This is a genomic window from Cutibacterium nasicola, from assembly GCF_051303185.1.
GTDB lineage: Bacteria > Actinomycetota > Actinomycetes > Propionibacteriales > Propionibacteriaceae > Cutibacterium.
In genome coordinates this window covers 1-25,384 of the sequence record NZ_JBPPGE010000001.1, presented here as the reverse complement: position 1 = coordinate 25,384, position 25,384 = coordinate 1, and the positions used below count along the sequence as shown (strand labels likewise).

The window sequence follows — 25,384 nt, the reverse complement described above, 5'->3', positions numbered from 1 at the left end:
ACTCACTCGGTCGGCTTGCTCTGATCCTTGGCGACGTCAGCCTCGACGGCCGTGGTGTCCTTCTCGGCCTCCTTGTCCTTGCCCTTCTCGAGACCGGCCGTCTCTTCCTTGAACTCACGGATGGCGCGGCCGGCACCCTTGCCGACGCCGGCGATGCGGGAACCACCGAAGAGAACAAGCGCGAGGATGATGATGATGATGATGGTCATGTCATTCGCGATGAGCAGAGGAGCCATTGAGGCTCTCCTTCCAGACTTGGCTGGCATCCGTTCCCATACCACACGGGGGGTCGCCAGCTCGACGATCGGCGTTCAGGCTACCACGATGATCAGCGTACGTCGGACCTCATCGACTCCTTGCCAGCGGTGGTGTCGAAATCCTCCAGAATGTGGGCCAACTCATCGAGCCGACCGGTCGTCTGTTCCACGCCGCTCAGCAGTGCAGCGGCCTTGCGCCACAGCCAGATCGTGCCGACCACGATCTCCACGACGAGCAGGACGAAGGCGAGGACAAGGACCCACAACCACCCCATCATCACTCGCCCCCAGCCTCACGCCGTGGCACCTCAATGCCGTTGGCCGCGGCCGCCGCGCGTGCCAGCTGAATCGCAGGAGCAGCCGCGCGAGGCGGATCAACGGCGAGGACATCGCAGCCCAGACCCACCATGAGTTCGGCGAGCCAGGTCGCAGAGGCGACCGCGAATGTCACCTTCCACACGTCCCCGTCCTTCTCGACGTGGCGCACCGGGTGATATTCGGCGACCCATCTGGCACGCGGGGCCAGGGTCAACGTCACCTCGTCAACGACATCCGAGAACCACTCAAGGGTCTTGGGCGGGCGGCCATGGTTGGTGGCGTGGCCGACCCTCTTGCCCGTCACGATGCGGTCCAGACGCCATGTTCGCCACTGCTTGCGAGCCATCGACCATCCGACGAGGTAACGATGCCCGTCACGAACCTCCACCCGAACAGGGTCGACGACCTGAGTGTGCGGGGTCGGATCGTCGCCTCGCTTGTGGACGATCTCAATGCGCCATTTGTTGGCGCACGCCCCGGTGAACCACTCCGAACGCGGGTCGTAATCGGCCTCCACACTGGCCTCCACCGGGTCCGGACCGGACTGCGGGCAGACCTGGCGCAGTTTCTCAACCGCCGAGGCCACGGCGGGCCGAACCGTTTCGTCAGCCAGATCGGCGATGACCTGCAGGGCGGCTAGCAGGGACCACGCCTCGTCGGGAGTCAACCGCATGGGACGTGGCAGGGCGTCGGCATTGGTGATTGTGATGGTGCCGTCGGAGTCAACGGCATCCATGTCGATGTCTATGAGGTCGTCCGGCATACCGCCGGGCAGGCCGACCATCCACAGGATCTTGAGATCAGCGATCACCCGATCGGTGGTCACTCCGAATACTCGGGCGACCTCGGTGACGGCGACTCCGGGGTGGGACCGCAGATACGGGATGAGCGCGAGCAGCCTGGCGGTGTCAGTACGAGCGGTCATGAGACATCCTCCTGCAACCGCAGGACAGCCTGAATACGATCGGCGAGCACCGTGCGGGCCTTCTCCGGGGCGAGCAGAATGATGCGTCCACCAGCGCGCAGCACGGCGGTGGCGGCCTCGCCATATCCACCGAACCCGCCGGTGACGACCTCGTACCCCTCGGGAACGGGCCCGTCCCACTCGGCGCGAGTCGTCATGACCCCCAGACGCACACCGGGAGCAACAGCCAAGGTGACGTCGACCTCCTCAGGCTCGGGCGGTTCAAGGCGATTGAGGTGGGCCTCAATGACCTCAGGTTCGGGACTGGTGACGGTACCGGGCTCCCCCACCGTGGTCACCGCAGAGCTGATGCGCGAGAGGCGGAACAGTCGCGGTTCGTCACGGTCGACGTCATGTCCGACGAGGTACCAACGTCCGCGGCGCAAGGCCATCCGCCATGGATCGACGGTGCGCTGTTTGCCACCTCGGTACCCGAATCTCACCCGGGAGCGATCGATGGTGGCCCGCCACAGATCGGAGAAGGATGGCGCATCAGCACCGGTGACGACCTGGGTAGCGATACCGGCCTCGGTGTCGGGTTCGACACCAGCCGCACGTAGCTTCACCAGCGCAGAGGTGGAGGACTCGTCAAGAACGGATTCCCGCCACACCCGCGCCGCGGTGGCCAGGGCGTCAGCCTCGGCCTGGGTGAACTGCACAGGTGGTAGCTCGACGTCAGCACGAGGGATCCGGTAGCCGACCTCGTCACCGAAGAAGGTATCGAGGGTCACGGACTCGACAGTGATGCCGATCCGACGCAGTTCCTCCTTGTCGCGCTCGAACGAGCGCTGGAAGGCAACCTCAGAGACGTTGCGGTAGTCCTCGATCATGTCGCGCAACTGAGCACGAGTGAGAGGACGGTCGGTGACCAGGAGAGCGATGACGAGGTTGACCAACCTCTCCGAACGCTGCGCAGCCATCGGCACCCTCCTTCCAGCGTCACAGCCTACCCATATGGGCGGGCACAGCCATTCCGTCACAACAATTGTTGCCTACACTGCCGCTCGTGACCGATTTTGCCGCGACCCATTCTTCTGCGCAGCCATCCGGGCCAGCAGGACGATTTGCCCCATCCCCCACCTCGTCCCTCCACCTGGGAAACCTCCGTACGGCATTGGCGGCCTGGTTGCTGGCCCGATCCTCGCAACGCCGATTCGTGGTGCGCATCGAGGACCTGGACCAGGCGCGAGTAGCGGCCGCCGGGAACATCTCCTCGGCCCAGTTACGGGACCTGGAGACCCTCGGCATCGACTGGGACGGGCCAGTGGTCCGGCAGTCGGAACGTCGTGATCTCTACGCTGACGCCGTCGCAGGCTTGGACACCTACCCCTGCTTCTGCACTCGCAAGGAGATCGCGGCAGCGACCACCGCCCCCAACGAGGCCGACTGGCGTCCCTACCCAAGCACCTGCCGAACCCTGACCACACCACAGCGCGAAGAACGGGCTGGGAAGCGCCCTCCTGCCACCCGCCTGGCCAGCGAGATCGACTCCTTCCAGGCCACCGACCTGGCGCGCGGACACTGCCGAGGGCGAGTCGACGATCTCGTCCTGGTCCGTAACGACGGCACCCCCGCATACAACCTCGCAGTGGTCGTTGACGACGGTTTGCAAGGGGTGAATCAGGTGGTTCGAGCCAGGGATCTGTGGTCTTCGGCGCCCCGTCAGGCCCACTTGGCCGCACTACTCGGTTTTGAGGCCCCAACCTATGCGCACACCGGTCTTGTCACCGCTCCCGACGGTGAGCGTCTCTCGAAGTCAGCAGGGGCTGCAGGGCTGACCGACCTCATGGAAGCCGGCATCGACCGCAACCACGTCGTGGCATGGTTGTGCCGCTCCTTGGGTCTTCCGGAAGCCACCGATCCGCATGACCTCATCGGGTCCGCGGCTCTGACCCCGCCCTCTCCCCCGGCCCACGTGACCCCACTTGATCCAGCTCCGCTTGCAGGGCCACGTGGCTGGTGGAGCGACGCCGTGTTGCCCGTGGTCGAGTTGTGACAACGGATTCGGCCGGCCCACTCATGAGGGGACCGGCCGACTCAGTGCCTCAGATCAGGGGCTCAGGACTCCTTCTGAGCCGAGAGAATGTCGATGACGTACACCAAGGTCTCGCCCTTCTTGACCGGCGGATTGGTGTTGCCCTCCGGGTAGGCATCGGCAGGCGGGACGATGAGCATGACGCGCGAACCGACCGTCTGACCCGCCAGGCCCTTCTTCCACCCCGGGATGACCGAACTCATGGAACCAGTGACGGCCTCACTGGAGAAGCCGTCCTCAATGAGCTCTTTGGAGGACCAGGCATAGGTGCGGTACTTGACGTCAATCGCATCCTTGGGGGTGACCTTCTTGCCGTCTCCCTTGATGAGGGGCTGGGCGACAAGCTTCGACGGCTTCTTGGCGTTGCCGATCGTCACGGCGGGGGCTCCCTGAACCTCCTTGACGGTGGGCAGACCAGAGGTCGGGGTCACCGCTTCACCCTTGGCCTTGGCGAGCGGCACGTTGACGATGTCTACGACGAAGATGAGGGAATCGCCCTTCATGATGCCAGCCTGCGGGGCGCCGCCCTTCGAATCGTAAGCGTCAGAACCCGGCATCATGATGAGGACCCGATCACCCTCGTGTTTGCCGGTGAGACCTTTCGCAAATCCTGGGACGACCTGGGACAGCGGGAAGTCCACGGTTGAACCACGCTGGTAAGAGGAGTCGAACACCTTGCCGGTACGCCCGTTGACGCCAAGGTAATTCACCTTGACGGTGGCGTTCTTGTCAACCTTCTCGCCGTCACCCTCCTTGAGTACCTTGGCCTGGGTCTTGGCGATGGCCAGCGGCCATGATCCCTCAACCTTGGGGGCCTTGCCGTCCTCACCGGACACCTTGATCTGATCAAGACTCGTGACCATGGTCGGCTTCTTGGTCGCAGTGGCCGAAGCCTTCGTGCCCGCGGGGGCGGAGGCCGGGGCGCTTGCCGAGTTACTCGGCGACGGCTCGGCGTCGGGGGATGACTTGTTGCAGGAGGCAAGGGCCAGTGACGACACGCACAGTACGGCGGCAAGTGCCGCAGCGCTGACCCGACGATGCTTGTTCGAACTCACCTGCCTGAGGGTACCCGAGTAGCGCCTCAGAACAATTCCTGTCACTGACGTGGCCTCACAATTCGACAAGGTCGAGAAGCTGACCCAGCTCCTCGTGCGTGAGTTCGCGCATGTCGCCACGTCCCAAACGCCCTAGTCGAACCGGCCCGATCGCAGTCCGCGACAGTCGGCGCACCGGGTGTGCGACCGAGTCCATCATGCGACGCACGATCCGATTTCGGCCCTCGTGAAGGCTCACCTCGACCAGGGAGTGCTCGTCGCTGACCTGCACCAGACGGACGGCATCAGGCTTGACCGGGCCGTCCTCCAAGGTGATGCCCTTCGCAAGGCGACGAATGACCTTGTCATCGACCCGACCCTCGACGTCGGCCAAGTAGGTCTTGAGAACCTTGTATGACGGGTGGGTCATGCGGTTGGAGAACTCACCATCGTTGGTCAACAGAATGAGGCCAGAGGTCTCGGTGTCAAGACGACCGACGTGGAACAGGCGAATACCGCGCGGCACTCCCTCGATGTCCGACAGGCAGGGGCGTCCTTGCGGGTCGTCCATCGTGGACACGACACCTTGCGGCTTGTTGAGCACGTAGTAGACGTGTCGTCGAGCGGTGGGGATACGAGACCCGTCGACGCGGATCTCGTCGCGCTCGGGATCGACGCGTCGTCCCTGCTCAATGATGAGTTCACCGTTGACCTCGACTCGTCCAGCCGTGATCATCTCTTCCGCAGCACGGCGAGATGCCAGCCCAGCCTGGGCCAGCACCTTCTGAAGCCGGATGCCTTGCTCGTCGCTCATGTTCTTCCTCGCGTTGTTCCGTCAGTGGTGAGGAGACGGGCCAGTGTGGAATCGTGGCCGTTCTCCTCCAGATCGGCCAGGGCCATGGCGACCGATGCGCGCACGATACGGCCACGATCGGCGTTGATTCCCCGGGATCGCAGGGTCAGTCTGGCGGTCTCCAGAGCAATGAGTTCCTCGGTGGAGACATACACGGTGATCTTCTCATCGTGACGGACCCGCCCGCTACCAGTGCGCTTGTCCCCAGGTATCCTGGCCCGGACGTCCTTGGCGGTTTTCCCCGGCATCTTCTCGGGGTCCTTCGCACGTTCGGATTGGTGAATGTCGGCGGTGGGTCGGAAGAGTTCGTTGGCTCCCGGCAGGCTCACTCGGCGCGGCATCGTGTCAGAACCTCCTTGGCCAGATCACGATAGGCCTGGGCTCCCAGTGATGAGGAGGCATAGCTGGTGATCGGCTCCCCGGCCACGGTGGTCTCGGGGAACTTGATGGTGCGCTTGATGACAGTGTGGAAGACGACGTCCCCAAAGGCCTGTACGACACGCTCCATGACCTCGCGGGCATGCAGGGTACGCGGGTCGAACATCGTTCCGAGGATGCCCAGGATCTCCAGATCCGGGTTGAGGCGATCCTGCACCTTCTCAATGGTGTCGGTGAGCAGGGCGATACCGCGCAGGGCGAAAAACTCACATTCCAGCGGCATGATGACGTAGTCAGATGCCGTTAGGGCATTGATGGTGAGCAAACCCAGCGACGGGGCACAGTCGATGAGGATCATGTCGTAGTCGCCCCGGACACGATCGATGACTCGCCTGAGGGTCTGCTCACGGGCAACCTCGCTGACGAGCTGCACCTCGGCTGCCGACAGGTCAATGTTGGCAGGCAGCAGATCCATGCCCTCGGTCTCGGTGGGCTGGATGACGTCATGAACGTCGTCACGCCGCGACATCAGGAGGGTGTAGATCGACTTCTCCAAGGTGTGTGGGTTGACGCCCAGTCCCACCGACAGCGATCCCTGCGGATCGAAGTCGACGAGGAGTACCTTGCGGCCATACTCGGCCAGCCCCGCGCCCAGGTTGATGGTCGTCGTCGTCTTGCCGACTCCACCCTTCTGGTTACACATCGAGATGACGGTGGCGTGCTTCGGACCGTCAGGAACCGGCGTCGGCTCGGGAAGGTCAGGAAGTGGGCGTCCGGTCGGACCAACGGAGTTCTCAGCAGCCTCCTGGGCCTCCCGGCCCGGCCCGGGGACGCGGAACAGCGGTTCGGGGTCAGTCTCGGACACGTGGTGACCTTCCTCTCGACGTCACGACAGCATCGTCACGGCAACAATCCGTGCTCGCACCCACGATAGTGGGCGGATCCAACAGCTGCGCCCCGCAGCCGGCACAAGGACCGTTCGCATGCGGATTGATCCGCTGGCAGCTCGTGTCAAGATATCAACTGTCAATTCATATCTATTCCATAGCTTGAATATACTCGGTACTCCGCGCTGACAAGACCCAGGTCACGAAACACGTTCCCATGGCATCAAGGAGGCCGCATTGACCACGAATGCAACGCCTGATGTCTTCGGACAGACACTCACTCGTGGACTGTCATGGGCAGCACCCACCGCAGTAGTCGCGACCACCCTCCCGGTCTACGCCGCCTCATGCGAACCTACGACACGTGTCATCGACCGCGGCCCAGTCCGAGTGACCCTACAATAGCGACCACGTTGAGGGAATCGACATCACCACCTACGACGTCGGCGCGACAAGGATGCCTGGATCGGCGATCTTCCAGTCCCCCCACCGACAGCACCCTCACGACTCCGCACGTGTTCCTCGAGAACCGCTCCCAGACGACATTCACATTCCCTCGACCGGTGTCTGACGTGAACGTCACCATGGACGATCCATTCACATTTCATGGCGTTGCACAGTGGCGGGAGGTCAATGACGAGATGAGCACCGATGGCAACGTCAGCATCACCTTCAACGAGGGGTGTCGTTCATCATCTTCTACGGGAGGTCGCTTCTGTCATGGACGGCGACCAAGCGATCTGCGCCGCGGCGCTGTCCGTCACGTGTTCCACCTGCCGACGGACGACAGCATCCATCAGCAGGGTTCTCACACGGCTCGCGGGTGCGAGGACCGGTACACCTCTCTGAGATGGTCAGCCGTCACCAAGGTGTAGATCTGGGTCGTTGTCACAGAGGAGTGCCCCAGGAGTTCCTGCACAACTCGGACATCGGCCCCGCCATCCAACAAATGGGTGGCATAGGAATGGCGCAAGCTGTGCGGTGACAAGTGCTCGACGTCCAGGCCTGCGGCCTTACCAGCTCGACGAATGACGGCCCACGCCGACTGCCGGGACAACCTCCGTCCGCGGGTGTTGAGAAACAAGGCGTGGTCGCCATGTCCCACCCCGGCCCAGGAGGGACGCCCTCTCACCAACCAGGCGGTCACCGCCTTCGCGGCATAGCTTCCCAGCGGGACGATGCGTTCCTTGTCTCCCTTGCCGATGAGTCTCAAGCCGAGTTCTGGATCGTCCAGGACGGGACGAATGTCGTCGACGTCGAGGGCACAGATCTCCGAGACACGCGTGCCCGTGCCGTAGAGCAATTCCAGCAACGCTGCGTCACGCAGACCTTCCACGGTTTCGGTGTCAGGTGCCGCCAACAGCGCCTCGACCTGATCCATGGACAAGGCCTTGGGCAGCCTCCGGGAGCGAGTTCCCGGTGAGATCCCAGCCGTCACATCTGTCGGGGTCTGGCCAGCACTGGCGGCAAAGCGATGGAGATTGCGCACGGCAACCACCGACCGGGTGACCGACGCCGGGGCGAGCCCCAGGTCGTCAAGGTGGCGGCGGAACTCCTCGACGTCGACGCGGGTGACCTCGCACAGCGATCGAATCCCGCGCGAGTCGAGGAAGTCCTGGTAGCGGGCGAGATCGCGTCGGTAAGCCTGAACCGTGTTGTCGGACAGACCTCGCTCCACGACGAGGTGACGCAGGTAGTTGTCGACCTGGTCACCGGCGGTGAACGTCACTCGACAAGGGCCCCGTTGATACCACCGGGGCGCTCACGAATCGGCCATGGCGAATCGGCAGGACGCAGCTGGTCGACCCGGCCAGTGCGACGCGCCAGCTCAAGTGCCGTGACCCCGGTCACCAGGGTCGGTGACTGGCACTGCCCGGCGTAGACCGCCTCGACGAGGTCGGCCAGCGGCTCCCAGCCAACCGTCATCGACACTTCCTCCCCCTCCAACACGAAGCCTTCTGGACGAGGCGCCTCGTGAAGCCCGCGGGCGAGGTACATCCGCAAGGATTCCTGGCATCCACCGGGGGTGGTGACGATGTCGAGGAGGATGCGCCAGTCATCGGCAGCGAGCATGGCCTCCTCGGCCAGCTCGCGCTGAGCTGCTGCCAGAAAATCCTCACCGTCGACGTCGAGCAGGCCAGCAGGTGGCTCGACGAGGACCATGCGCACCGGATGTCGGTACTGCCGCACCACCGCGACGCGATCCTGGTCGTCAAGGGCGATGATCCCCACCGCACCGGGATGACTCATGTACTGCCGATTGATGTGCTCCCCAGACGGAGTGACGACAGCGTCATCGACGAAGTCACACACCCGACCAGTGGCCTTCACCTGGTGGTCAACGACCTGCCAGCACTCGTCGCGGTCCCAGCGCTCCTGACTCACTTGTCGGCCTCCTTCCTGGCAGCCTCCTTCGGGGCTTCCTTGGCAGCCGCCCTGGCGTACTCGACAGCAGCCGCGATGAGTCCGCGGAACAGCGGGTGGGCATGCGTCGGGCGGGACTTGAGCTCCGGATGGGCTTGAGTGGCGACGAAGTACGGATGAGCCTCGCGATCGAGCTCCACGAACTCCGCCAGAGCGCCGTCGGGTGAGGTGCCGCTGATCCTCAGACCTGCCTGTTCAAGGAGATCTCGGTAGGCGTTGTTGACCTCGTAACGATGGCGGTGACGCTCGGAGACCGTCGTCGTGCCGTAAAGCTCGGCCACCAGGGAATCCTTGGCGAGCTTGGCGGGGTAGGAACCCAGGCGCATGGTGCCGCCCAGATCCCCCTTTCCGGAAACGGCATCGATCTGCTCAGCCATGGTCGCGATGACCGGGTCAGTGGTCTGCGGGTCGAACTCACTGGAGGCAGCATTCTCGATGCCGGCCAGGTCACGAGCAACCTCGATGACCGCGCACTGCATACCAAGGCACAGGCCCAGGAAGGGCACCTTGTGTTCGCGGGCATGGCGAATGGCACCGATCTTGCCCTCCACGCCACGGATGCCGAATCCGCCGGGAACGCAGATGGCGTCGGCGTCCTTGAGCTGTTGGGCAGCGCCCTCGGGGGTTGCGCAGGAGTCCGAGGCTACCCACACGACGTTGACGTTGGCCTTGTTGGCGAATCCGCCGGCACGCAAGGCCTCCGTCACCGACAGGTAGGCGTCCGGCAGGTCGATGTACTTGCCGACCAGGGCCACCGTCACCTCGCTGCGCGGCTTGCGGACGCGGTCGAGAAGATCGTCCCAGGTCGTCCAGTCGACGTCCCGGAAGAAGAGGCTGAGCTTCTGCACGACGTAGGCATCCAGGCCCTCGCGATGCAGGACCTTGGGGATGAGGTAGATCGAGGGGGCATCCGGGCAGGACACGACGGCTGGGCCCTCGACGTCACACATGAGGGCGATCTTCGACTTGATGCCCTTGCCCAGCGGGCGTTCAGACCGGCAGACGATGGCGTCGGGCTGGATACCGACCTCCCGCAGAGCTGCCACGGAGTGCTGGGTGGGCTTGGTCTTCATCTCACCGGAGGGCCTGATGTAGGGAACCAAGGAGACGTGCAGGAAGAATACGTTCTCCCGGCCGATCTCGTGACGAACCTGACGGGCAGCCTCGAGGAAGGGTAGCGACTCGATGTCACCGACGGTACCGCCGATCTCATGGATGACGACGTCGGGGTTGCCGTCCTCCATCGCCAACAAGCGTTCCTTGATCTCGTTGGTGATGTGAGGAATGACCTGAACCGTGTCGCCCAGGTAGTCACCACGACGCTCCTTGGAGATCACAGCCGAGTAGACCTTGCCGGTGGTGACATTGGCCTGACCGGACAGGTTCTCGTTGAGGAATCGCTCGTAGTGGCCAATGTCCAGGTCAGTCTCGGCACCATCCTCGGTGACGAAGACCTCACCATGCTGGAACGGATTCATCGTTCCCGGATCGACGTTGAGGTAGGGGTCGAGCTTCTGCATCGTGACCTTGAGGCCACGAGCCTTGAGAAGGGACCCGATAGAGGAGGCCGTGAGCCCCTTTCCCAAGGAGGAGACGACTCCTCCGGTGACGAAAACATGCTTGCTGGAGTGATTGTCGGTGCCCACGGACCTCCAGCCTAACGGATGACCCACGGTCCCGGCCAAGGCGGCCCGACTGGCGGACACTCGGCTACGGCCTGTCAGCCCTGCCGGGCGACCTCGTTCAACAGGTCATGAGCATGCTCCAGACCAGACTCCGAGTCGACCATGCCACTCATCATCCGGGACAACTCAATTTCGCGCTCCGATCCGCTGACCTCTCGCAGACCAGAGCTGGTGACGGCCCCGTCGGAGGCTTTCGTGATGACGACATGGGTGTCAGCGAAGGCAGCAACCTGGGCCAGGTGGGTGACGACGATGACTTGGTGACGTCGTGCCAGCTGGCGCAGTCGCCGCCCGATCTCGATGCCGACTGCACCTCCGACGCCGGAGTCGATCTCGTCGAAGACGAAGGTCTGTGGCGTCTGGGCCTGTGCCGCGACAACCTCGAGGGCCAGCCTCACCCGCGACAACTCACCACCTGAGGCCGCCTTGGACAGCGGGGCCGGATCCGCACCCGGGTTGGCCGTCAGCATGATCGTCACACCATCGGCACCTCGCGGCCCCATGGGAGCAGGTTCGACGCGAAACTCCAGTCGGGCGTGCGGCATGGCCAAGACCTCCAACTCAGGCTTCACCTCGGCAGCCAACCGGACGGCGGTACGGCGTCGCACAGCGCTGATGCGGTCGGCCGACTCCCGCAGCTGGCAGCGCAACTGCTCCACCTCGCGTCCCAGGGCGTCGAGATCATTGGCAGCCGGATGGAGCTCGGCAAGACGCTGTCGATCTGCGGCGGTGGTCTCCAGCAGGTCGTCAAGAGTCGTCGTACGAGCCCTCAACAGTCGCTGAATCGCGGCCAGCCGTCCGCCCAACTCCTCGAGGCGCTGCGGATCGGACTCGGCGCGCACGGCATGCCCGGCGACCGAAGCGGCCAGGTCGCTCAGGTCGTAGGACACCTGACGAGCGCGCTCGGCCAGTTCTGCGGCCTCGGGATCGACGTCCCCGGTGCCCTCCAGCTCGTGAACGGCCTGTTCCAGCAGGGCCAGTGCTCCCGATTGGGGGCCGGTGGACGTCTCCGTCCCGTTGAGGAGGACGTCAGCCCTACGCAGCGATTCCCGAATCGACTGAGCTGCCTGAAGCCCCGCCATCTCAGCGATGAGGTCGTCGTCCTCATGAGGCTGGGGATCGACGGCGTCAACCTCTCCCACCCGCCTGGACAGCACCTCGCGTTCCATCTCGGCTCCGGCGCGGTCCTCATTGAGACGGTGGAGACGCTGGGAAGAGGTACGCAATTGCACCCACAGCTGGGCATGATGCTTCAACTGTGCGGCCAGTTCCTTTCCAGCCGCACGATCCACGATGTCGAGCTGCCGGGACGCATCGACGAGTCGGACCTGCTCGGACTGTCCGTGGATCGTCACCTGGTCCCCGACAACGTCGGCAAGCTGACCGGCAGTGATCTGGGCCCCTCCCAGGAGGGCTCGGGAGCGACGCGCAGTGATGTGCCGGGCACAGATGACCTCGCTGTCCTCGACGCTTCCGCCCAGATCATTGATGCGATCAGTGTCAGGAGCATCAAGAACGGCCTCGACGACGGCTCGATCACGGCCATGTCGAACCAGTCCGGTACCGGCCTTGTCTCCCAACAACAGGCCGATGCCGGTGACGACCATCGTCTTGCCGGCACCCGTTTCGCCGGTCACCGCTGTCAACGCGGGAGAGGGCTCAAGGATCGTCTCGTCAATGACGCCCAGACCACGAATCCGGACACTGTGAATCACGAGTTCCCCCTTGGATGGTTGCGTCCGTGCTCCTGGCGCCACCCGCTGACGGGGAGCTCGAACTTCTTGACCAGACGGGAGGTGAAGGGCTGTGCGGCCAACCGGGCGATGCGCAGACGATCGGGGTGACGCACAACGGTGATCCTCTCCCCCGGGCGTACTGTGCAGGATCGGCGTCCGTCGCACCACAGCACCGCGGATTCCGAACCGTCCGGCTGAATGTCGAGGTCGACGCGAGCCTCCGGGCTCATGACGAGGGGACGCGCGAAGAGGGCATGGGCGCTGAGTGGAACCATGAGCATCGCGTCGAGATCGGGCCACATCACCGGTCCGCCTGCGGAGAAGGCATAGGCAGTGGAACCGGTCGGCGTCGAGATGAGGATCCCATCGCAACTCCAACGCTGCACAGGCAGTTCGTCCACGGATGCCAGCACGTCGAGCATGCGGCGTCGAGCTGCTTTCTCCAAGGAGAGCTCGTTGACGGCAAAGGAGTTCCAGCGATGCTGACCGGAATGCTCGGTGACGGTGATCTTGAGGACCAGCCGGTCCTCAACGGTGTAGTCGCGTGAACACACCCTGTTGACCAGGTCGGCCATGTCGGAGCGTTCCAGTTCGGCCAGGAATCCGACATGCCCCAGATTGACGCCGATCATGGGGACGTGACGGGGCAGGGACCACTCCGCGGCCCTCAGGATCGTGCCGTCACCTCCGAAGACGACAACGACCTCGACCTCATGGGTGAACTCTCCGAGACCCTGAACCCGAGTTCCGGGCAGTTTCTCCGCCATCGGCTCGACCTGATCGTCGGGAACGGCGCAGCCAATGCTCCTGCGATCCATCTCGGCAATGAACTCGGCGGCCGCGTCAAAGGCATCGTCACGAGTGGCATGGGTGACGACGACAACGTATCTGGAAGGGCTCGTGTCGCTCACGCCACCACAGTAGCGGCCCGATGTGACCTGTCTGGTCCACTTTCACCGGCAAGCCCGTTCCAACAGGACGAAGTGCTCAACATTTCCGTCCTGGCCCGGTAGAGGGCTGTCGCATTCGTCGCGCACTGCCCACCCCAGCTCTTCGGCCTTGTCGCTGACCGTCGCGACGGCTTGAGCGCGCAGCTTCGGATCGATGACGACGCCGTGCGCACCAAGAGCCTTGCGCCCCACCTCGAATTGCGGCTTCACCAGCAACAACATGAAGCCCTCTGAGCTCATGACAGCCGAGATCGGTTCCATGATCATCGTCAGGGAGATGAAGGAGACGTCGCCCACGATCAGGTCGACCGGCTCGAAGTGGCCGGCTGTGACCAGATCGGCAGAGGTGAGGTCGCGCAGGTTGAGTCCCTCGTGGACAATGACCCGTGGGTCCTCTCGCAGCACTGGGGAGAGCTGGCCATGACCAACGTCGACGGCATGGACGAGTTGAGCTCCCCTCGACAGCACGACCTGGGTGAATCCGCCGGTGGATGCTCCGGCGTCAAGTACCCGGGCTGGGACCTCGACGTCAAGGACGTCCAAGGCACCGATGAGTTTGTGAGCGGCCCGGGAGACCCACACCTCGTCCTCTGCCGCCAGGTCATCGGAGGAACTGACCTTCGCTGCGGGCTTGGTGACGACCACTCCGTTGACGGTCGCCCGCCCTTCGCGCACCAATCGCGTGGCCAGGGTACGCGAACGCGCAAGTCCGGCGTCCACGAGGGCCTGGTCGAGTCTCACGGGTCAAGACTGCCACCTCTTGGAGACCTGGCGCACTCTGGATCCATCACGATGGCGACCACGGTCACGGTGTGCCACTCCGAACGGTGCAGGCTCGTTGGCCCAGGAAAAAGCATCCGCGTCAGGCCCCAGCTCGACGTTGAGCAGCGGTGCCGTCATGGTCTTGCAGCACCTGGCGTCCCCGGGTGATCCAGCAAACGTCGTCAGCGGGTACCTCCAGGTGGGCCTTCCCGTCGACGAATGGCTACTGCTGGCCAAAAGTGAGCGCACTCGTGCGACAGTCGCCTCCCACATTCTCGGCAAACTGTTCCCACGTTGTGACCCTCTCATCTTGCACCCTCAGCGCGACGTGCTGAAGAGGTCACTCGTCGTCTCCGAGCCCGCGAGCCTTGAGAGCCTCCCCCATCTCCAGGGCATGGCCGACTGCACCGACAAACATCGGGATGAAGAACCTCCAGCTGGAGCGCTCCAAGCCCCTGGCCCTGGCGGCCTCCCTCACCTGTCCGACAGATCCGATGAGATAAGGAATTGTGGTCCACATCAGGGCCAGGGTGAGGGCGAACTTCTCAGGTTTGGCTCCCAGTGGGCGCAACGGACGCGCCATCGCGACGATGGCGTCCATGAGAGCGCCAGGGTCCGTGGTACACGTGACGAGCCGAGCGATGTAGAGGCAGGCAAGCAGGCCCGCCACATAAATCACCCCTCGCTGCCAGGTGGTGAAGAAGCAGTGATAGGCGACGATGAGCGCGTTCGCGATCCACAACGGCACACCGATGGACAGCGCAGTGCGAAGGGGCATCCTGGCAACGGCCAGGTCGATGACGACGGCCACGACCAGGCAGCCCGCCGAGAACCACCATTGCTTGACGAAGAACGGGGTGACCCCGACGACCAGCACGAGCACGTACTTCGACCACACCGGCATTCGGTGGGCCAAGCTGTGACCAGGACGGTAACCCCCGAGGAAGGCCGAGATGTCAGCCTTCACCGGGACAGCCCCCCAGTCATCATCCGTCGACGATATCTGGCAATGACTTCTACGGGGTCCCCGTCATCGACGACCCTTGCGTCCTCGACGGCCAGCACCCGGTCGAAGGAGGCCGCCAGCTCGAGGTCGTGGGTGCAACACAGGATCTGCTGATCCAGCCGTTCGAAAGCGTAGCGGACCATTTCTCGGTTGCGCAGGTCGAGCAGGGTCGTCGGCTCGTCAGCAAGGATGACCGATGGCCCCACGGCGAGGACGCTCGCCAGGGAGACCAACTGGCGCTCTCCCCCCGACAGTGCGTGGACGCTGCGACCGGCGATGCCCTCCAGTCCCTGGTCAGCGAGGATCGTCATGGCGGCCTCGTGACGTTCAGTGCGATTGTGGATGCGCTGACGCAGGGAGAGCTCGACGTCGGCAACGGGGGTCGACATGACGAGCTGGCTCATGGGGTTGGTGAAGACGTACCCCACCCGTCGTCTCGCCGCCTTGCCGTCGATCTTGGGATCAATTCCGTCGACGGTGACGGTACCTCTGGTGGCCTCCATGAGCCCGTTGACGAGTTTGAGAAGGGTTGACTTGCCCGCTCCGTTGGGGCCGACCACCGCCACCCGACGCTCGGACAGGGCGAGGTTGACTCCGCTGAGGATCGTCACTCGTCGATGATGACCCTCGACGTCGTACTCGTCGACATCGACGCCGACATCCTTGAACTCAATCACGGCATGAGACGCGGAAAGGCCGTGAGCACCGCGGTGGCGATGAGGCAGGCCAGAATGCCCTTGACCAAGTCGAGTCCGAAGAAAGCGACGTTGGCGGCCAAGGCGGCATTCAAGCTGAGCTTGGCGAAGACCATCAGTCCGAGGATGCCGCCCAGGTAGACGCACACCAGGTCCACGAGTGCGACGAGGAAGAGCCAGACCGGCAGCATTGCCTTGCGTGGACGTCGACGCAACACCGCCGTCGCCACAGCTCCGGCGACGAATGCTGCCAGCAACCAGCCCCACAGGAACCCACCGGTCGGGCCGACGAGAACGCCCACACCGCTGGCACCGCCACTGAAGACTGGAAGTCCCAGAGCACCGACGAGGACGTACAGACCAATGGCACATCCGCCGCGGATACTGCCGAGCACCATCGGTGTCAGCATGACGGCAATCATCTGAAGCGCGAAAGGCACCGCTCCCACCATGAAGATCGGCGGAATGACCGCGAGCGCCGCGATGAGGGCAGCGAAGACGGCGATGAGTGCCAGGTCTGTGGCCTGAAAACTTCGGCGTGACGACATTGGGTTCCTCCCATGACAAGATGGAGCGGCCGCCCGCGGTGGGTGGCCGTCACGTTCAATTGAACACTGTTCAGTGGAGCTTGTCGAAAAGCGCCGCAGGCCTGTCGGGAACCGTCGTACCCAGCTCGTGAACGAGAGCCATCATGGCACTCACGGCATCGAGCTGTCCGGGCATGTCGTCAGGGATTCTGTCAGCGCGAACCTCGCGATCGGCGGTCAATGAGACCTCCACCTCCCCACAGCGAGCGTGGGTGTCCGACACCTCGACCATCCGCACAGGCTCCAACAGACCCGACAGGTCCGCAGCAATGTGGTGCGGTCGGTCCTCAGGTGTTGCGGCCAGCAGGTCAGCGACGCCATGAGCCCCGGTGAAGACGAACAAGGAGTCCATCGTCATGGCATTGGCACCGCGAATATCGGTGTCCAACCGGTCCCCCACGAAGATTGGCGCCTTGCATCCGAGACGCGAAACGGTGGCCTCCAGCAACGGACGGTAGGGCTTGCCTGCAATGACCGGCTTAATGGCACACGTCGTCGCGACGACCTGGAGCTGGGCACCGATACCGGGGACGATGCCACGATCGGTGGGACGGGTGATGTCAGGGTTGGCCGCGTACCACGTGGCTCCGGCTTGCAGGGCGAACCCGGCCTCCTCCAACAACGACCAGTCGATGTGGGGGTCGTAGCCCTGAATGACCGCCACCGGGTTCTCCTGAGCCGATTCCACCGTGATGAGCCCGCGGGCTCTCGCCTCCTCTCGCAGCGACTCGGTACCGATGATGAGCACCTTGGCCCCTTCAGGCAGCTGTTCAGCTGCAAGATCGGTGATGGCCTGGGCTGAGGTGACGACATCGCTGGCCTGCGTGGGGATGCCGATCTCGGTCAGGTGCTGGGCGACGACCTCCGCGGAACGGGCTGCGTTGTTGGTGACGAAGCCAACCTTGATCCCTCTGCGACGCAGTTCCGCAATCGTGCCCGGGGCAGCAGGTACTGGATGCGGTCCCAGGTAGATGACGCCATCCAGGTCGAAGAGGACTGCGTCGTGTCCATCGATGAGGGTATCGCTCACTGATTCGTCTCCTCATCGTCCTCGTCCATCTCGATGAACACCATGTCGTCTGCGTCGTCGTCGAGATCCTCATTCGGCTCTCGACCATCGATGATGTCGATCCGGTCCTGGCAATCCAGGAAACTGGCCGGATCGTGGCTCTGAGCAGAGACGAACCATGTGCGAGCCCCGGCGGTGTCACCGGCCTCGAGCAGGGTCTCGGCGTAGGCGTAGTACAGGCGGGCCGTCGCCTCGGTGGGAGCCTTGAGATTCTTGACGGCGTCGCGCAGCAGGCGAACCGCCTCGGCCTTCTGGTCAAGATCACGACGGGCACCGGCCTGAACGAGGACCAGCTCGACCTGCTGAGCAGGCGTGAGGTTGGCCTGCTGGCCTTCGCGGATGAGTCGGAGCGCCGCCTGGGGGCGCCCGAGGGCGCGCTCACAGTCGGCCATCACCGGCAAGAAGTTGTCATTACCGGTCATCCGGCGCAGGGCGCGGTAGTCGTTGAGGGCCGAGGCGTACTCGCCGGCCTGGTAGGCCGCCTCCGCAGCCACCTCTCGAAGCACGGGCAGGCGCGGGGCACGTCGACGCGCAGCCTGGGCATGGGCATTGGCCTGGGCAGGGTCCTGGTTGAGGAGCTCGGCGGCAGCGACCAAATGACCTTCGATGATGTGGGCGGTGTCGGCAGGAACACCGCGCATCTCGGCCCGAACGGAGGCAGGCAGGGCCTTGTCGTCGAAGTCCAGCGGCGCCATCGGCTCGTCGGGAGCCTGGGTCACCTTCTCCTCGACAACCGCATCGTCAGCGCGACGATCATCCCGACGGCCACGACGGAAATTCTTGGGGTCAGTCTTGCGGAAGTCTCGGCGACCATCGTGCTGATCCTGGTCCCAGCGGCGATCACCACGTCCCTGGCCATCACGATGTCGGGTGTCACCCTCGCGACGGCGGTCATCCCAGCGTCGGTCATTTCGGCGACGATCATCCCGGTCGTTCCAGCGACCATCGCGTCCTTGACCGCCACGCCGTGCCCCACGGTCGTCTCGCCAAGGACGATCCGAGTCGCCCTCACGACGGGGCTTACGATCGTCAACCCAACGACGTCCACCGTCGCGACGAGACTTGTGATCGTCATTCCAACGACGATCTCCATCTCCCCCGCGTCCTTGCCAGCGATCCCCGCGACGACCTCCGTCATCGGACCAGGATCGACGGTCACGGCGGTCACCACCACGACCATTCGACTTCGAGTTCCAACCGCTGCGTCCGCCCGACTTGCCGGACCATCCATTGCGGCCCTGACCTCGTCGGTCTCCGCCGGATCGACCGTTGTTGGGGGAGGAAGAATCTGCCATGTCTCCTATTGTCCCGCACACCCGGCCATCATGGCGAACCGAAATCGAAGCCGGTTCACCATGTGCTTGACGGCCAGCCAGCGACCCCATGATCGTCACCGTCGGCGATGAGCGCTCACAGATCGCACACCAGCCATCTAGGATCAACTGACGTGAGCCAATTCGACAACCGCGCCAAGGACTGGGAGACCAATCCTCACAGGCACAAGCAGGCAAAGCGCGTCGCCCGCGCAATCGTCGAGACGATGTGTCCGGGCGACAATCACAGAATCCCCGACCTCGACGCCTTGGAAATCGGAGCGGGAACGGGCCAGCTTGCCATCGAGATTGCCGATTTGGTGATGCCGGCCACCTGGACGTTCACCTTGACCGACACCAGTGAGGGAATGCGCAGGGTTGCCACCGAACGAACCTCGGACCGGGGATGGAAGGTCCTCGATCGGGATTACTCATGTCCTTCGACGAAGCTGGACGACGGCAACTATGACCTCGTCATCGCCCAGATGGTCCTGCACCACGTCAAGGACCTGGCGACGTTGTTTTCATCCGTGCACAAGATGTTGAAACCGAACGGAACCTTCATCGCCATCGACCTCACCGAGAAGGAGGGACGGGCATTTCACGTCCATCACTCCGATGGTGACGACGACCCACGCTATTACCACGACGGCTTCACCGAAGAAGCAATGAACCGACTGTGTTCACATGCAGGGTTCAGCGAGATGACGTGGTCAGTGCCGTTGACCATCAAGCGCGAACGCGACGGACAAATCAAGGAGTTCCCACTTTTTCTGGCCAAAGCTCAGCGCTGACGGCGCCCGAGTCGATGAATTCGAATTCGTCCCCATGACCGCGTCAGCATGCCGGCGCGGTCATCGTTTTTGGTTTTCTTCGCCATCAGACATGACGAGGAACAACGCTGAACAATGACGCCCGAATACGGGAAGTCAGCACGCTCGGCATAGGTTGGCGGTTGTGTAGGAATACAAAAAAGCTCCGGGCGGAACACTCGAAAATGTTCCGCCCGGAGCTTTTGAAAAATAAATTCCGGCAGTGTCTTACTCTCCCACATGATCCCTCATGCAGTACCATCAGCGCTGGAAGGCTTAACTACCGGGTTCGGTATGGGACCGGGTGTTTCCCTTCCGCCATGACCACCGGAAAACTATGGGGCCAGTCAGGCTTGGCGCAACCCCGCGTGGGGGCTGGGAGCCGTACAGTGGATGCGACACAACACCATTCTTGACGTCTCAAAACAGAATGTGTAAGTCCTCGGTCTATTAGTACCAGTCAGCTCCACACCTTACGATGCGTCCACGCCTGGCCTATCAACCCGGTCGTCTACCGGAGACCTTACCAGAAACCTGTAGGAACCCTCATCTTGAAGCATGCTTCCCGCTTAGATGCTTTCAGCGGTTATCACGACCCGACGTAGCCAACCAGCCATGCTCTTGGCAGAACAACTGGCACACCAGAGGTCAGTCCGTCCCGGTCCTCTCGTACTAAGGACAGCCCTTCTCAAGATTCCTCCGCGCGCAGCGGATAGGGACCGAACTGTCTCACGACGTTCTGAACCCAGCTCGCGTGCCGCTTTAATGGGCGAACAGCCCAACCCTTGGGACCGACTCCAGCCCCAGGATGCGACGAGCCGACATCGAGGTGCCAAACCATGCCGTCGCTATGAGCGCTCGGGCAAGATCAGCCTGTTATCCCCGGGGTACCTTTTATCCGTTGAGTGACGGCGCGTCCACAAGCCACCGTCAGATCACTAGTCCCGACTTTCGTCCCTGCTCGACCTGTCAGTCTCACAGTCAAGCCCCCTTGTGCACTTACACTCACCACCTGATTACCAACCAGGATGAGGGAACCTTTGGGCGCCTCCGTTACCTTTTAGGAGGCGACCGCCCCAGTCAAACTACCCATCAGGCACTGTCCCTGAACCGGATCACGGCCCAAAGTGAGATAACCAGAACGACCAGAGTGGTATTTCAACAATGACTCCACAACCACTGGCGTGGCCACTTCACAGTCTCCCACCTATCCTACACAAGTCGTCCCAATCACCAATACCAAACTATAGTAAAGGTCCCGGGGTCTTTCCGTCCTGCTGCGCGTAACGAGCATCTTTACTCGTAATGCAATTTCACCGAGTTCATGGTGGAGACAGTAGGGAAATCGTTACTCCATTCGTGCAGGTCGGAACTTACCCGACAAGGAATTTCGCTACCTTAGGATGGTTATAGTTACCACCGCCGTTTACTGGGGCTTAAGTTCACCGCTTCGCACACGCTAACAGTTCCCCTTAACCTTCCAGCACCGGGCAGGAGTCAGTCCGTATACATCGTCTTACGACTTCGCACGGACCTGTGTTTTTGGTAAACAGTCGTTTCCCCCTGGTCTCTGCGCCCCTCACCGCAACCACCAGCACGTGGCAGCAACAGCTCAGGTCCCCCTTATCCCGAAGTTACGAGGGCATTTTGCCGAGTTCCTTCACCATGATGATCTCGATCGCCTCGGTATACTCTACCTATCCACCAGTGTCGGTTTAGGGTACGGGCGGACCAGCCACCTCGCTCACGAAGCTTTTCTCGACAGTACAGGATCACTCACTCACCCACACACATGGGCTCGCCATCATGCCTCAACCACACACCCGGCGGATTTACCTACCAGACGGTCCACACATTTAGCCCCGGACAACCATCGCCGGGGATGAGCTACCTCCCTGCGTCCCTCCGCAGCTTGCCTACTACATGATCGGTTCACACACTCACCACACCACCACAACATCAACGATGCCACAATGGCAGGCTCGCACGCTTAGCATCACACACCTCGACACGAACGGTGACAAGCCGGTACCAGAATATCAACTGGTTATCCATCGACTACGCCTGTCGGCCTCGCCTTAGGTCCCGACTCACCCAGGGCAGATTAACTTGACCCTGGAACCCTTGGATAATCGGCGGACGGGTTTCCCACCCGTCATTCGCTACTCATGCCTGCATTCTCACTCCCGCACAATCCACCACACGGTCACCCGGCAGCTTCACCTCACACAGGACGCTCCCCTACCCAAACCCACACAGGGTCTGCCACAGCTTCGGCGGATAACTTAAGCCCCGCTACATTGTCGGCGCGGAATCACTTGACCAGTGAGCTATTACGCACTCTTTCAAGGATGGCTGCTTCCAAGCCAACCTCCTGGCTGTCTACGCAACTCCACATCCTTTTCCACTGAGTCACCACTTAGGGGCCTTAGCTGATGATCTGGGCTGTTTCCCTCTCGACGACGAAGCTTATCCCCCGCCGTCTCACTGCCACGCTCACACTTGCCGGCATTCGGAGTTTGGCTGATTTCGGTAAGCTGATAGGCCCCCTAGACCATCCAGTGCTCTACCTCCGACAAGAACCACGCAACGCTGCACCTAAATGCATTTCGGGGAGAACCAGCTATCACGGTGTTTGATTGGCCTTTCACCCCTATCCACAACTCATCCCCTCCATTTTCAACTGAAGTGGGTTCGGACCTCCACGACGTCTTACCGACGCTTCATCCTGGCCATGGATAGATCACACCGCTTCGGGTCTAGAACACGCGACTAGCGCCCTTATCGGACTCGCTTTCGCTACGACTCCCCCACACAGGTTAACCTCGCCACGCATCACTAACTCGCAGGCTCATTCTTCAAAAGGCACGCCATCACCCCACAAGGCTCTGACGGCTTGTATGCGACCGGTTTCAGGTACTATTTCACTCCCCTCCCGGGGTACTTTTCACCATTCCCTCACGGTACTCATCCACTATCGGTCACCAAGGAGTATTTAGGCTTGACGAGTGGTCCCGCCAGATTCACGCAAAATTCCACGAGTTCCACGCTACTTGGGGCAACCCTCACCAGTGCCACGCTTACAGTTACGGGACTCTCACCCACTCCGGTACGCCTTCCCAGACGCTTCACCTTCACGCAACATTTATCACTGGCCGATCCTGCGGCAGCAGAACCCAAAGGCCCCCACAACCCCGCACATGCAACACCTGCCGGCTTGAACACACACACGGTTTGGCCTCCTCCGCTTTCGCTCGCCACTACTCACGGAATCACAATTGTTTTCTCTTCCTACGGGTACTAAGATGTTTCACTTCCCCGCGTTACCTCCCACACCCCTATACATTCAGGGCAGGGCCACCGGACACTACTCCGGACATTCCAGGTTTCCCCATTCGGACACCCCCGGATCACAGCTCGTTTACCAACTCCCCAGGGCTTATCGCAGGTTACAACGTCCTTCATCGGCTCTTGGTGCCAAGGCATCCACCGATCGCACTACACAACTTACACAACACAAAACACAAAAATAATAAGATGCTCGCATCCACTATACAGTTCTCAACCACCACACGAATCAACACCACACCCACCACACAGCAGACGCAGCATCACCGCACCAGGCCACCACACACAGTGTGATACCCCAGAACCCCAACAGCATGCCTAAGACCCTGCCACAACACACAGGACGCCAATACTCCACAAGAAGCCAACCCATCCACCAACGCCCCACACGAGACGCACTGAATGAGCCCTTACAAAACGCTCCTTAGAAAGGAGGTGATCCAGCCGCACCTTCCGGTACGGCTACCTTGTTACGACTTAGTCCTAATCACCAGTCCCACCTTCGACGACTCCCCCACACAACGTGTTAGGCCACCGGCTTCGGGTGTTACCGACTTTCATGACTTGACGGGCGGTGTGTACAAGCCCCGGGAACGTATTCACCGCAGCGTTGCTGATCTGCGATTACTAGCGACTCCGACTTCATGAGGTCGAGTTGCAGACCCCAATCCGAACTGAGACCGGCTTTCCGAGATCCGCTCACCCTCACAGGCTCGCAACTCTTTGTACCGGCCATTGTAGCATGCGTGAAGCCCTGGACATAAGGGGCATGATGACTTGACGTCATCCCCACCTTCCTCCGAGTTGACCCCGGCGGTCTCCACTGAGTCCCCACCATAACGTGCTGGCAACAGTGAACGAGGGTTGCGCTCGTTGCGGGACTTAACCCAACATCTCACGACACGAGCTGACGACAGCCATGCACCACCTGTGAACCAGCCCCACAAGGAGGCGCACCCATCTCTGAGCACTCCCAGTCCATGTCAAACCCAGGTAAGGTTCTTCGCGTTGCATCGAATTAATCCGCATGCTCCGCCGCTTGTGCGGGGCCCCGTCAATTCCTTTGAGTTTTAGCCTTGCGGCCGTACTCCCCAGGCGGGGTACTTAATGCGTTAGCTACGGCACGGAATCCGTGGAATGGACCCCACACCTAGTACCCACCGTTTACAGCGTGGACTACCAGGGTATCTAAGCCTGTTCGCTCCCCACGCTTTCGCTCCTCAGCGTCAGGAAAGGTCCAGAGAACCGCCTTCGCCACTGGTGTTCCTCCTGATATCTGCGCATTCCACCGCTCCACCAGGAATTCCATTCTCCCCTACCTTCCTCAAGTCAACCCGTATCGAAAGCACGCTCAGGGTTAAGCCCCAAGTTTCCACTTCCGACGCGATCAACCACCTACGAGCCCTTTACGCCCAATAAATCCGGACAACGCTCGCACCCTACGTATCACCGCGGCTGCTGGCACGTAGTTAGCCGGTGCTTCTTCTACAGGTACCGTCACACAAGCTTCGTCCCTGCTGAAAGCGGTTTACAACCCGAAGGCCGTCATCCCGCACGCGGCGTTGCTGCATCAGGCTTGCGCCCATTGTGCAATATTCCCCACTGCTGCCTCCCGTAGGAGTCTGGGCCGTATCTCAGTCCCAATGTGGCCGGTCACCCTCTCAGGCCGGCTACCCGTCACCGCCTTGGTAGGCCACTACCCCACCAACAAACTGATAGGCCGCGAGCCCATCCACAACCACCGAAGCTTTCCAACCCCCACCATGCAGCAGGAGCACATATCCAGTATTAGCACCAGTTTCCCAGCGTTATCCCAAAGTTGTGGGCAGGTTACTCACGTGTTACTCACCCGTTCGCCACTCGAGTACCCCAAAAAGAGGCCTTTCCGTACGACTTGCATGTGTTAAGCACGCCGCCAGCGTTCGTCCTGAGCCAGGATCAAACTCTCCAATGAAAAAATATCACCCACCCCACACCACACAGGCACAGGGCAACGGTGTCAACATGAAGAATCCAAAACACTAACCCCAAACACTGACCAAAAAATCCAGTCCATGTCCAGAATCACAAAGGAATCCATAAACAAATCCGACACACCAAAAAGATGCATCAAAAAATCATTGACTATCAAAGACACACTGTTGAGTTCTCAAACATCACACCCACAGAACAACCCCACCAACAAGCAGGACCACCCCAAGGCGACCCGACCAACCCTACCACACCAAGCCCCGACACACAAAACCGAGACCAACCAGCAGAACCAGCCAC

22 protein-coding genes and 3 rRNA genes are annotated in these 25,384 nt (G+C 62.0%); 3 read left to right on the top strand and 22 right to left on the bottom strand.

Annotated elements, in window-relative coordinates; all coding sequences use genetic code 11:
• Positions 1 to 2: 2 nt before the first annotated feature.
• From ACSJJT_RS00125 to ACSJJT_RS00110, 4 genes are all read right to left on the bottom strand, one after another.
• The gene (locus ACSJJT_RS00125; protein WP_435916390.1) at positions 3 to 236 is read right to left on the bottom strand and encodes a twin-arginine translocase TatA/TatE family subunit; all 234 of its coding nucleotides are present in this window, start codon (positions 234 to 236) and stop codon (positions 3 to 5) included.
• Between the two features lie 92 nt (positions 237 to 328).
• Complete coding sequence (locus tag ACSJJT_RS00120) at positions 329 to 532, bottom strand: hypothetical protein (protein ID WP_435916978.1); 204 nt, start codon at positions 530 to 532, stop codon at positions 329 to 331.
• Positions 533 to 534: 2 nt separating this feature from the next.
• The gene (locus tag ACSJJT_RS00115; RefSeq protein WP_435916389.1) at positions 535 to 1,500 is read right to left on the bottom strand and encodes a WYL domain-containing protein; all 966 of its coding nucleotides are present in this window, start codon (positions 1,498 to 1,500) and stop codon (positions 535 to 537) included.
• The gene (locus ACSJJT_RS00110; protein WP_435916388.1) at positions 1,497 to 2,459 is read right to left on the bottom strand and encodes a helix-turn-helix transcriptional regulator; all 963 of its coding nucleotides are present in this window, start codon (positions 2,457 to 2,459) and stop codon (positions 1,497 to 1,499) included. The genes ACSJJT_RS00115 and ACSJJT_RS00110 overlap by 4 nt, the downstream gene beginning before the upstream one ends.
• An 86-nt stretch (positions 2,460 to 2,545) precedes the next feature.
• On the opposite strand from ACSJJT_RS00110, the gene gluQRS reads away from it, so the two are divergent.
• Positions 2,546 to 3,535: a tRNA glutamyl-Q(34) synthetase GluQRS gene (gene gluQRS, locus ACSJJT_RS00105; protein WP_435916387.1), complete on the top strand. Its 990-nt coding sequence runs from the start codon at positions 2,546 to 2,548 to the stop codon at positions 3,533 to 3,535.
• Between the two features lie 62 nt (positions 3,536 to 3,597).
• Here the strand turns inward: gluQRS and ACSJJT_RS00100 are convergent, their stop codons facing one another.
• The 15 genes from ACSJJT_RS00100 to ACSJJT_RS00030 all read right to left on the bottom strand — a co-directional run bounded on the left by ACSJJT_RS00100 (position 3,598) and on the right by ACSJJT_RS00030 (position 18,935).
• Positions 3,598 to 4,674 carry an FKBP-type peptidyl-prolyl cis-trans isomerase gene (locus ACSJJT_RS00100; protein ID WP_435916386.1) on the bottom strand — a complete coding sequence of 359 codons (1,077 nt, stop codon included), beginning with the start codon at positions 4,672 to 4,674 and terminating at the stop codon, positions 3,598 to 3,600.
• A 10-nt stretch (positions 4,675 to 4,684) separates the two neighbouring features.
• Complete coding sequence (locus tag ACSJJT_RS00095; protein WP_435916385.1) at positions 4,685 to 5,422, bottom strand: pseudouridine synthase; 738 nt, start codon at positions 5,420 to 5,422, stop codon at positions 4,685 to 4,687.
• Positions 5,419 to 5,802 carry a hypothetical protein gene (locus tag ACSJJT_RS00090; RefSeq protein WP_435916384.1) on the bottom strand — a complete coding sequence of 128 codons (384 nt, stop codon included), beginning with the start codon at positions 5,800 to 5,802 and terminating at the stop codon, positions 5,419 to 5,421. The genes ACSJJT_RS00095 and ACSJJT_RS00090 overlap by 4 nt, the downstream gene beginning before the upstream one ends.
• Complete coding sequence (locus tag ACSJJT_RS00085; RefSeq protein ID WP_435916383.1) at positions 5,787 to 6,704, bottom strand: ParA family protein; 918 nt, start codon at positions 6,702 to 6,704, stop codon at positions 5,787 to 5,789. Before ACSJJT_RS00085 ends, ACSJJT_RS00090 begins: the two co-directional genes overlap by 16 nt.
• An 830-nt stretch (positions 6,705 to 7,534) precedes the next feature.
• Positions 7,535 to 8,455 carry a site-specific tyrosine recombinase XerD gene (locus ACSJJT_RS00080; protein WP_435916382.1) on the bottom strand — a complete coding sequence of 307 codons (921 nt, stop codon included), beginning with the start codon at positions 8,453 to 8,455 and terminating at the stop codon, positions 7,535 to 7,537.
• On the bottom strand, positions 8,452 to 9,111 hold the full coding sequence (locus ACSJJT_RS00075; RefSeq protein WP_435916381.1) for an NUDIX domain-containing protein: 660 nt from the start codon (positions 9,109 to 9,111) through the stop codon (positions 8,452 to 8,454). The genes ACSJJT_RS00080 and ACSJJT_RS00075 overlap by 4 nt, the downstream gene beginning before the upstream one ends.
• Complete coding sequence (pyrG, locus tag ACSJJT_RS00070) at positions 9,108 to 10,796, bottom strand: CTP synthase (RefSeq protein ID WP_435916380.1); 1,689 nt, start codon at positions 10,794 to 10,796, stop codon at positions 9,108 to 9,110. Before pyrG ends, ACSJJT_RS00075 begins: the two co-directional genes overlap by 4 nt.
• A 74-nt stretch (positions 10,797 to 10,870) precedes the next feature.
• A complete protein-coding gene (recN, locus tag ACSJJT_RS00065; RefSeq protein ID WP_435916379.1) occupies positions 10,871 to 12,550 on the bottom strand; it encodes a DNA repair protein RecN in 1,680 nt (559 codons plus the stop codon).
• Positions 12,547 to 13,482: an NAD kinase gene (locus tag ACSJJT_RS00060; RefSeq protein WP_435916378.1), complete on the bottom strand. Its 936-nt coding sequence runs from the start codon at positions 13,480 to 13,482 to the stop codon at positions 12,547 to 12,549. The genes recN and ACSJJT_RS00060 overlap by 4 nt, the downstream gene beginning before the upstream one ends.
• 42 nt (positions 13,483 to 13,524) lie before the next feature.
• Positions 13,525 to 14,262 (bottom strand): TlyA family RNA methyltransferase, encoded by a 738-nt coding sequence (locus ACSJJT_RS00055; RefSeq protein ID WP_435916377.1) that lies wholly within the window; start codon positions 14,260 to 14,262, stop codon positions 13,525 to 13,527.
• Between the two features lie 361 nt (positions 14,263 to 14,623).
• Complete coding sequence (locus tag ACSJJT_RS00050) at positions 14,624 to 15,250, bottom strand: energy-coupling factor transporter transmembrane component T family protein (protein ID WP_435916376.1); 627 nt, start codon at positions 15,248 to 15,250, stop codon at positions 14,624 to 14,626.
• Positions 15,247 to 15,966: an energy-coupling factor ABC transporter ATP-binding protein gene (locus ACSJJT_RS00045; protein ID WP_435916375.1), complete on the bottom strand. Its 720-nt coding sequence runs from the start codon at positions 15,964 to 15,966 to the stop codon at positions 15,247 to 15,249. The genes ACSJJT_RS00050 and ACSJJT_RS00045 overlap by 4 nt, the downstream gene beginning before the upstream one ends.
• The gene (locus ACSJJT_RS00040; protein WP_435916374.1) at positions 15,963 to 16,532 is read right to left on the bottom strand and encodes a biotin transporter BioY; all 570 of its coding nucleotides are present in this window, start codon (positions 16,530 to 16,532) and stop codon (positions 15,963 to 15,965) included. Before ACSJJT_RS00040 ends, ACSJJT_RS00045 begins: the two co-directional genes overlap by 4 nt.
• A 70-nt stretch (positions 16,533 to 16,602) precedes the next feature.
• Positions 16,603 to 17,601, bottom strand: coding sequence for an HAD-IIA family hydrolase (locus tag ACSJJT_RS00035; RefSeq protein ID WP_435916373.1), 999 nt, complete (start codon positions 17,599 to 17,601; stop codon positions 16,603 to 16,605).
• Positions 17,598 to 18,935, bottom strand: coding sequence for a heme biosynthesis protein HemY (locus ACSJJT_RS00030; protein ID WP_435916372.1), 1,338 nt, complete (start codon positions 18,933 to 18,935; stop codon positions 17,598 to 17,600). The genes ACSJJT_RS00035 and ACSJJT_RS00030 overlap by 4 nt, the downstream gene beginning before the upstream one ends.
• A gap of 152 nt (positions 18,936 to 19,087) precedes the next feature.
• Here ACSJJT_RS00030 and ACSJJT_RS00025 point away from each other — a divergent pair, with 152 nt between their 5' ends.
• Positions 19,088 to 19,747, top strand: a complete 660-nt coding sequence (locus tag ACSJJT_RS00025; protein WP_435916371.1) for a class I SAM-dependent methyltransferase — start codon at positions 19,088 to 19,090, stop codon at positions 19,745 to 19,747.
• Between the two features lie 233 nt (positions 19,748 to 19,980).
• Here the strand turns inward: ACSJJT_RS00025 and rrf are convergent.
• The 3 genes from rrf to ACSJJT_RS00010 form a co-directional block, all read right to left on the bottom strand.
• A 5S ribosomal RNA gene (gene rrf, locus ACSJJT_RS00020) occupies positions 19,981 to 20,097 on the bottom strand.
• A gap of 98 nt (positions 20,098 to 20,195) precedes the next feature.
• Positions 20,196 to 23,278 (bottom strand): 23S ribosomal RNA (locus ACSJJT_RS00015).
• A 263-nt stretch (positions 23,279 to 23,541) separates the two neighbouring features.
• Positions 23,542 to 25,067 (bottom strand): 16S ribosomal RNA (locus ACSJJT_RS00010).
• Together the 16S, 23S and 5S rRNA genes form the textbook arrangement of a ribosomal RNA operon.
• 100 nt (positions 25,068 to 25,167) lie before the next feature.
• Here ACSJJT_RS00010 and ACSJJT_RS00005 point away from each other — a divergent pair.
• A partial coding sequence (locus tag ACSJJT_RS00005) for a hypothetical protein (RefSeq protein WP_435916370.1) occupies positions 25,168 to 25,384 on the top strand: 217 nt, incomplete at its 3' end.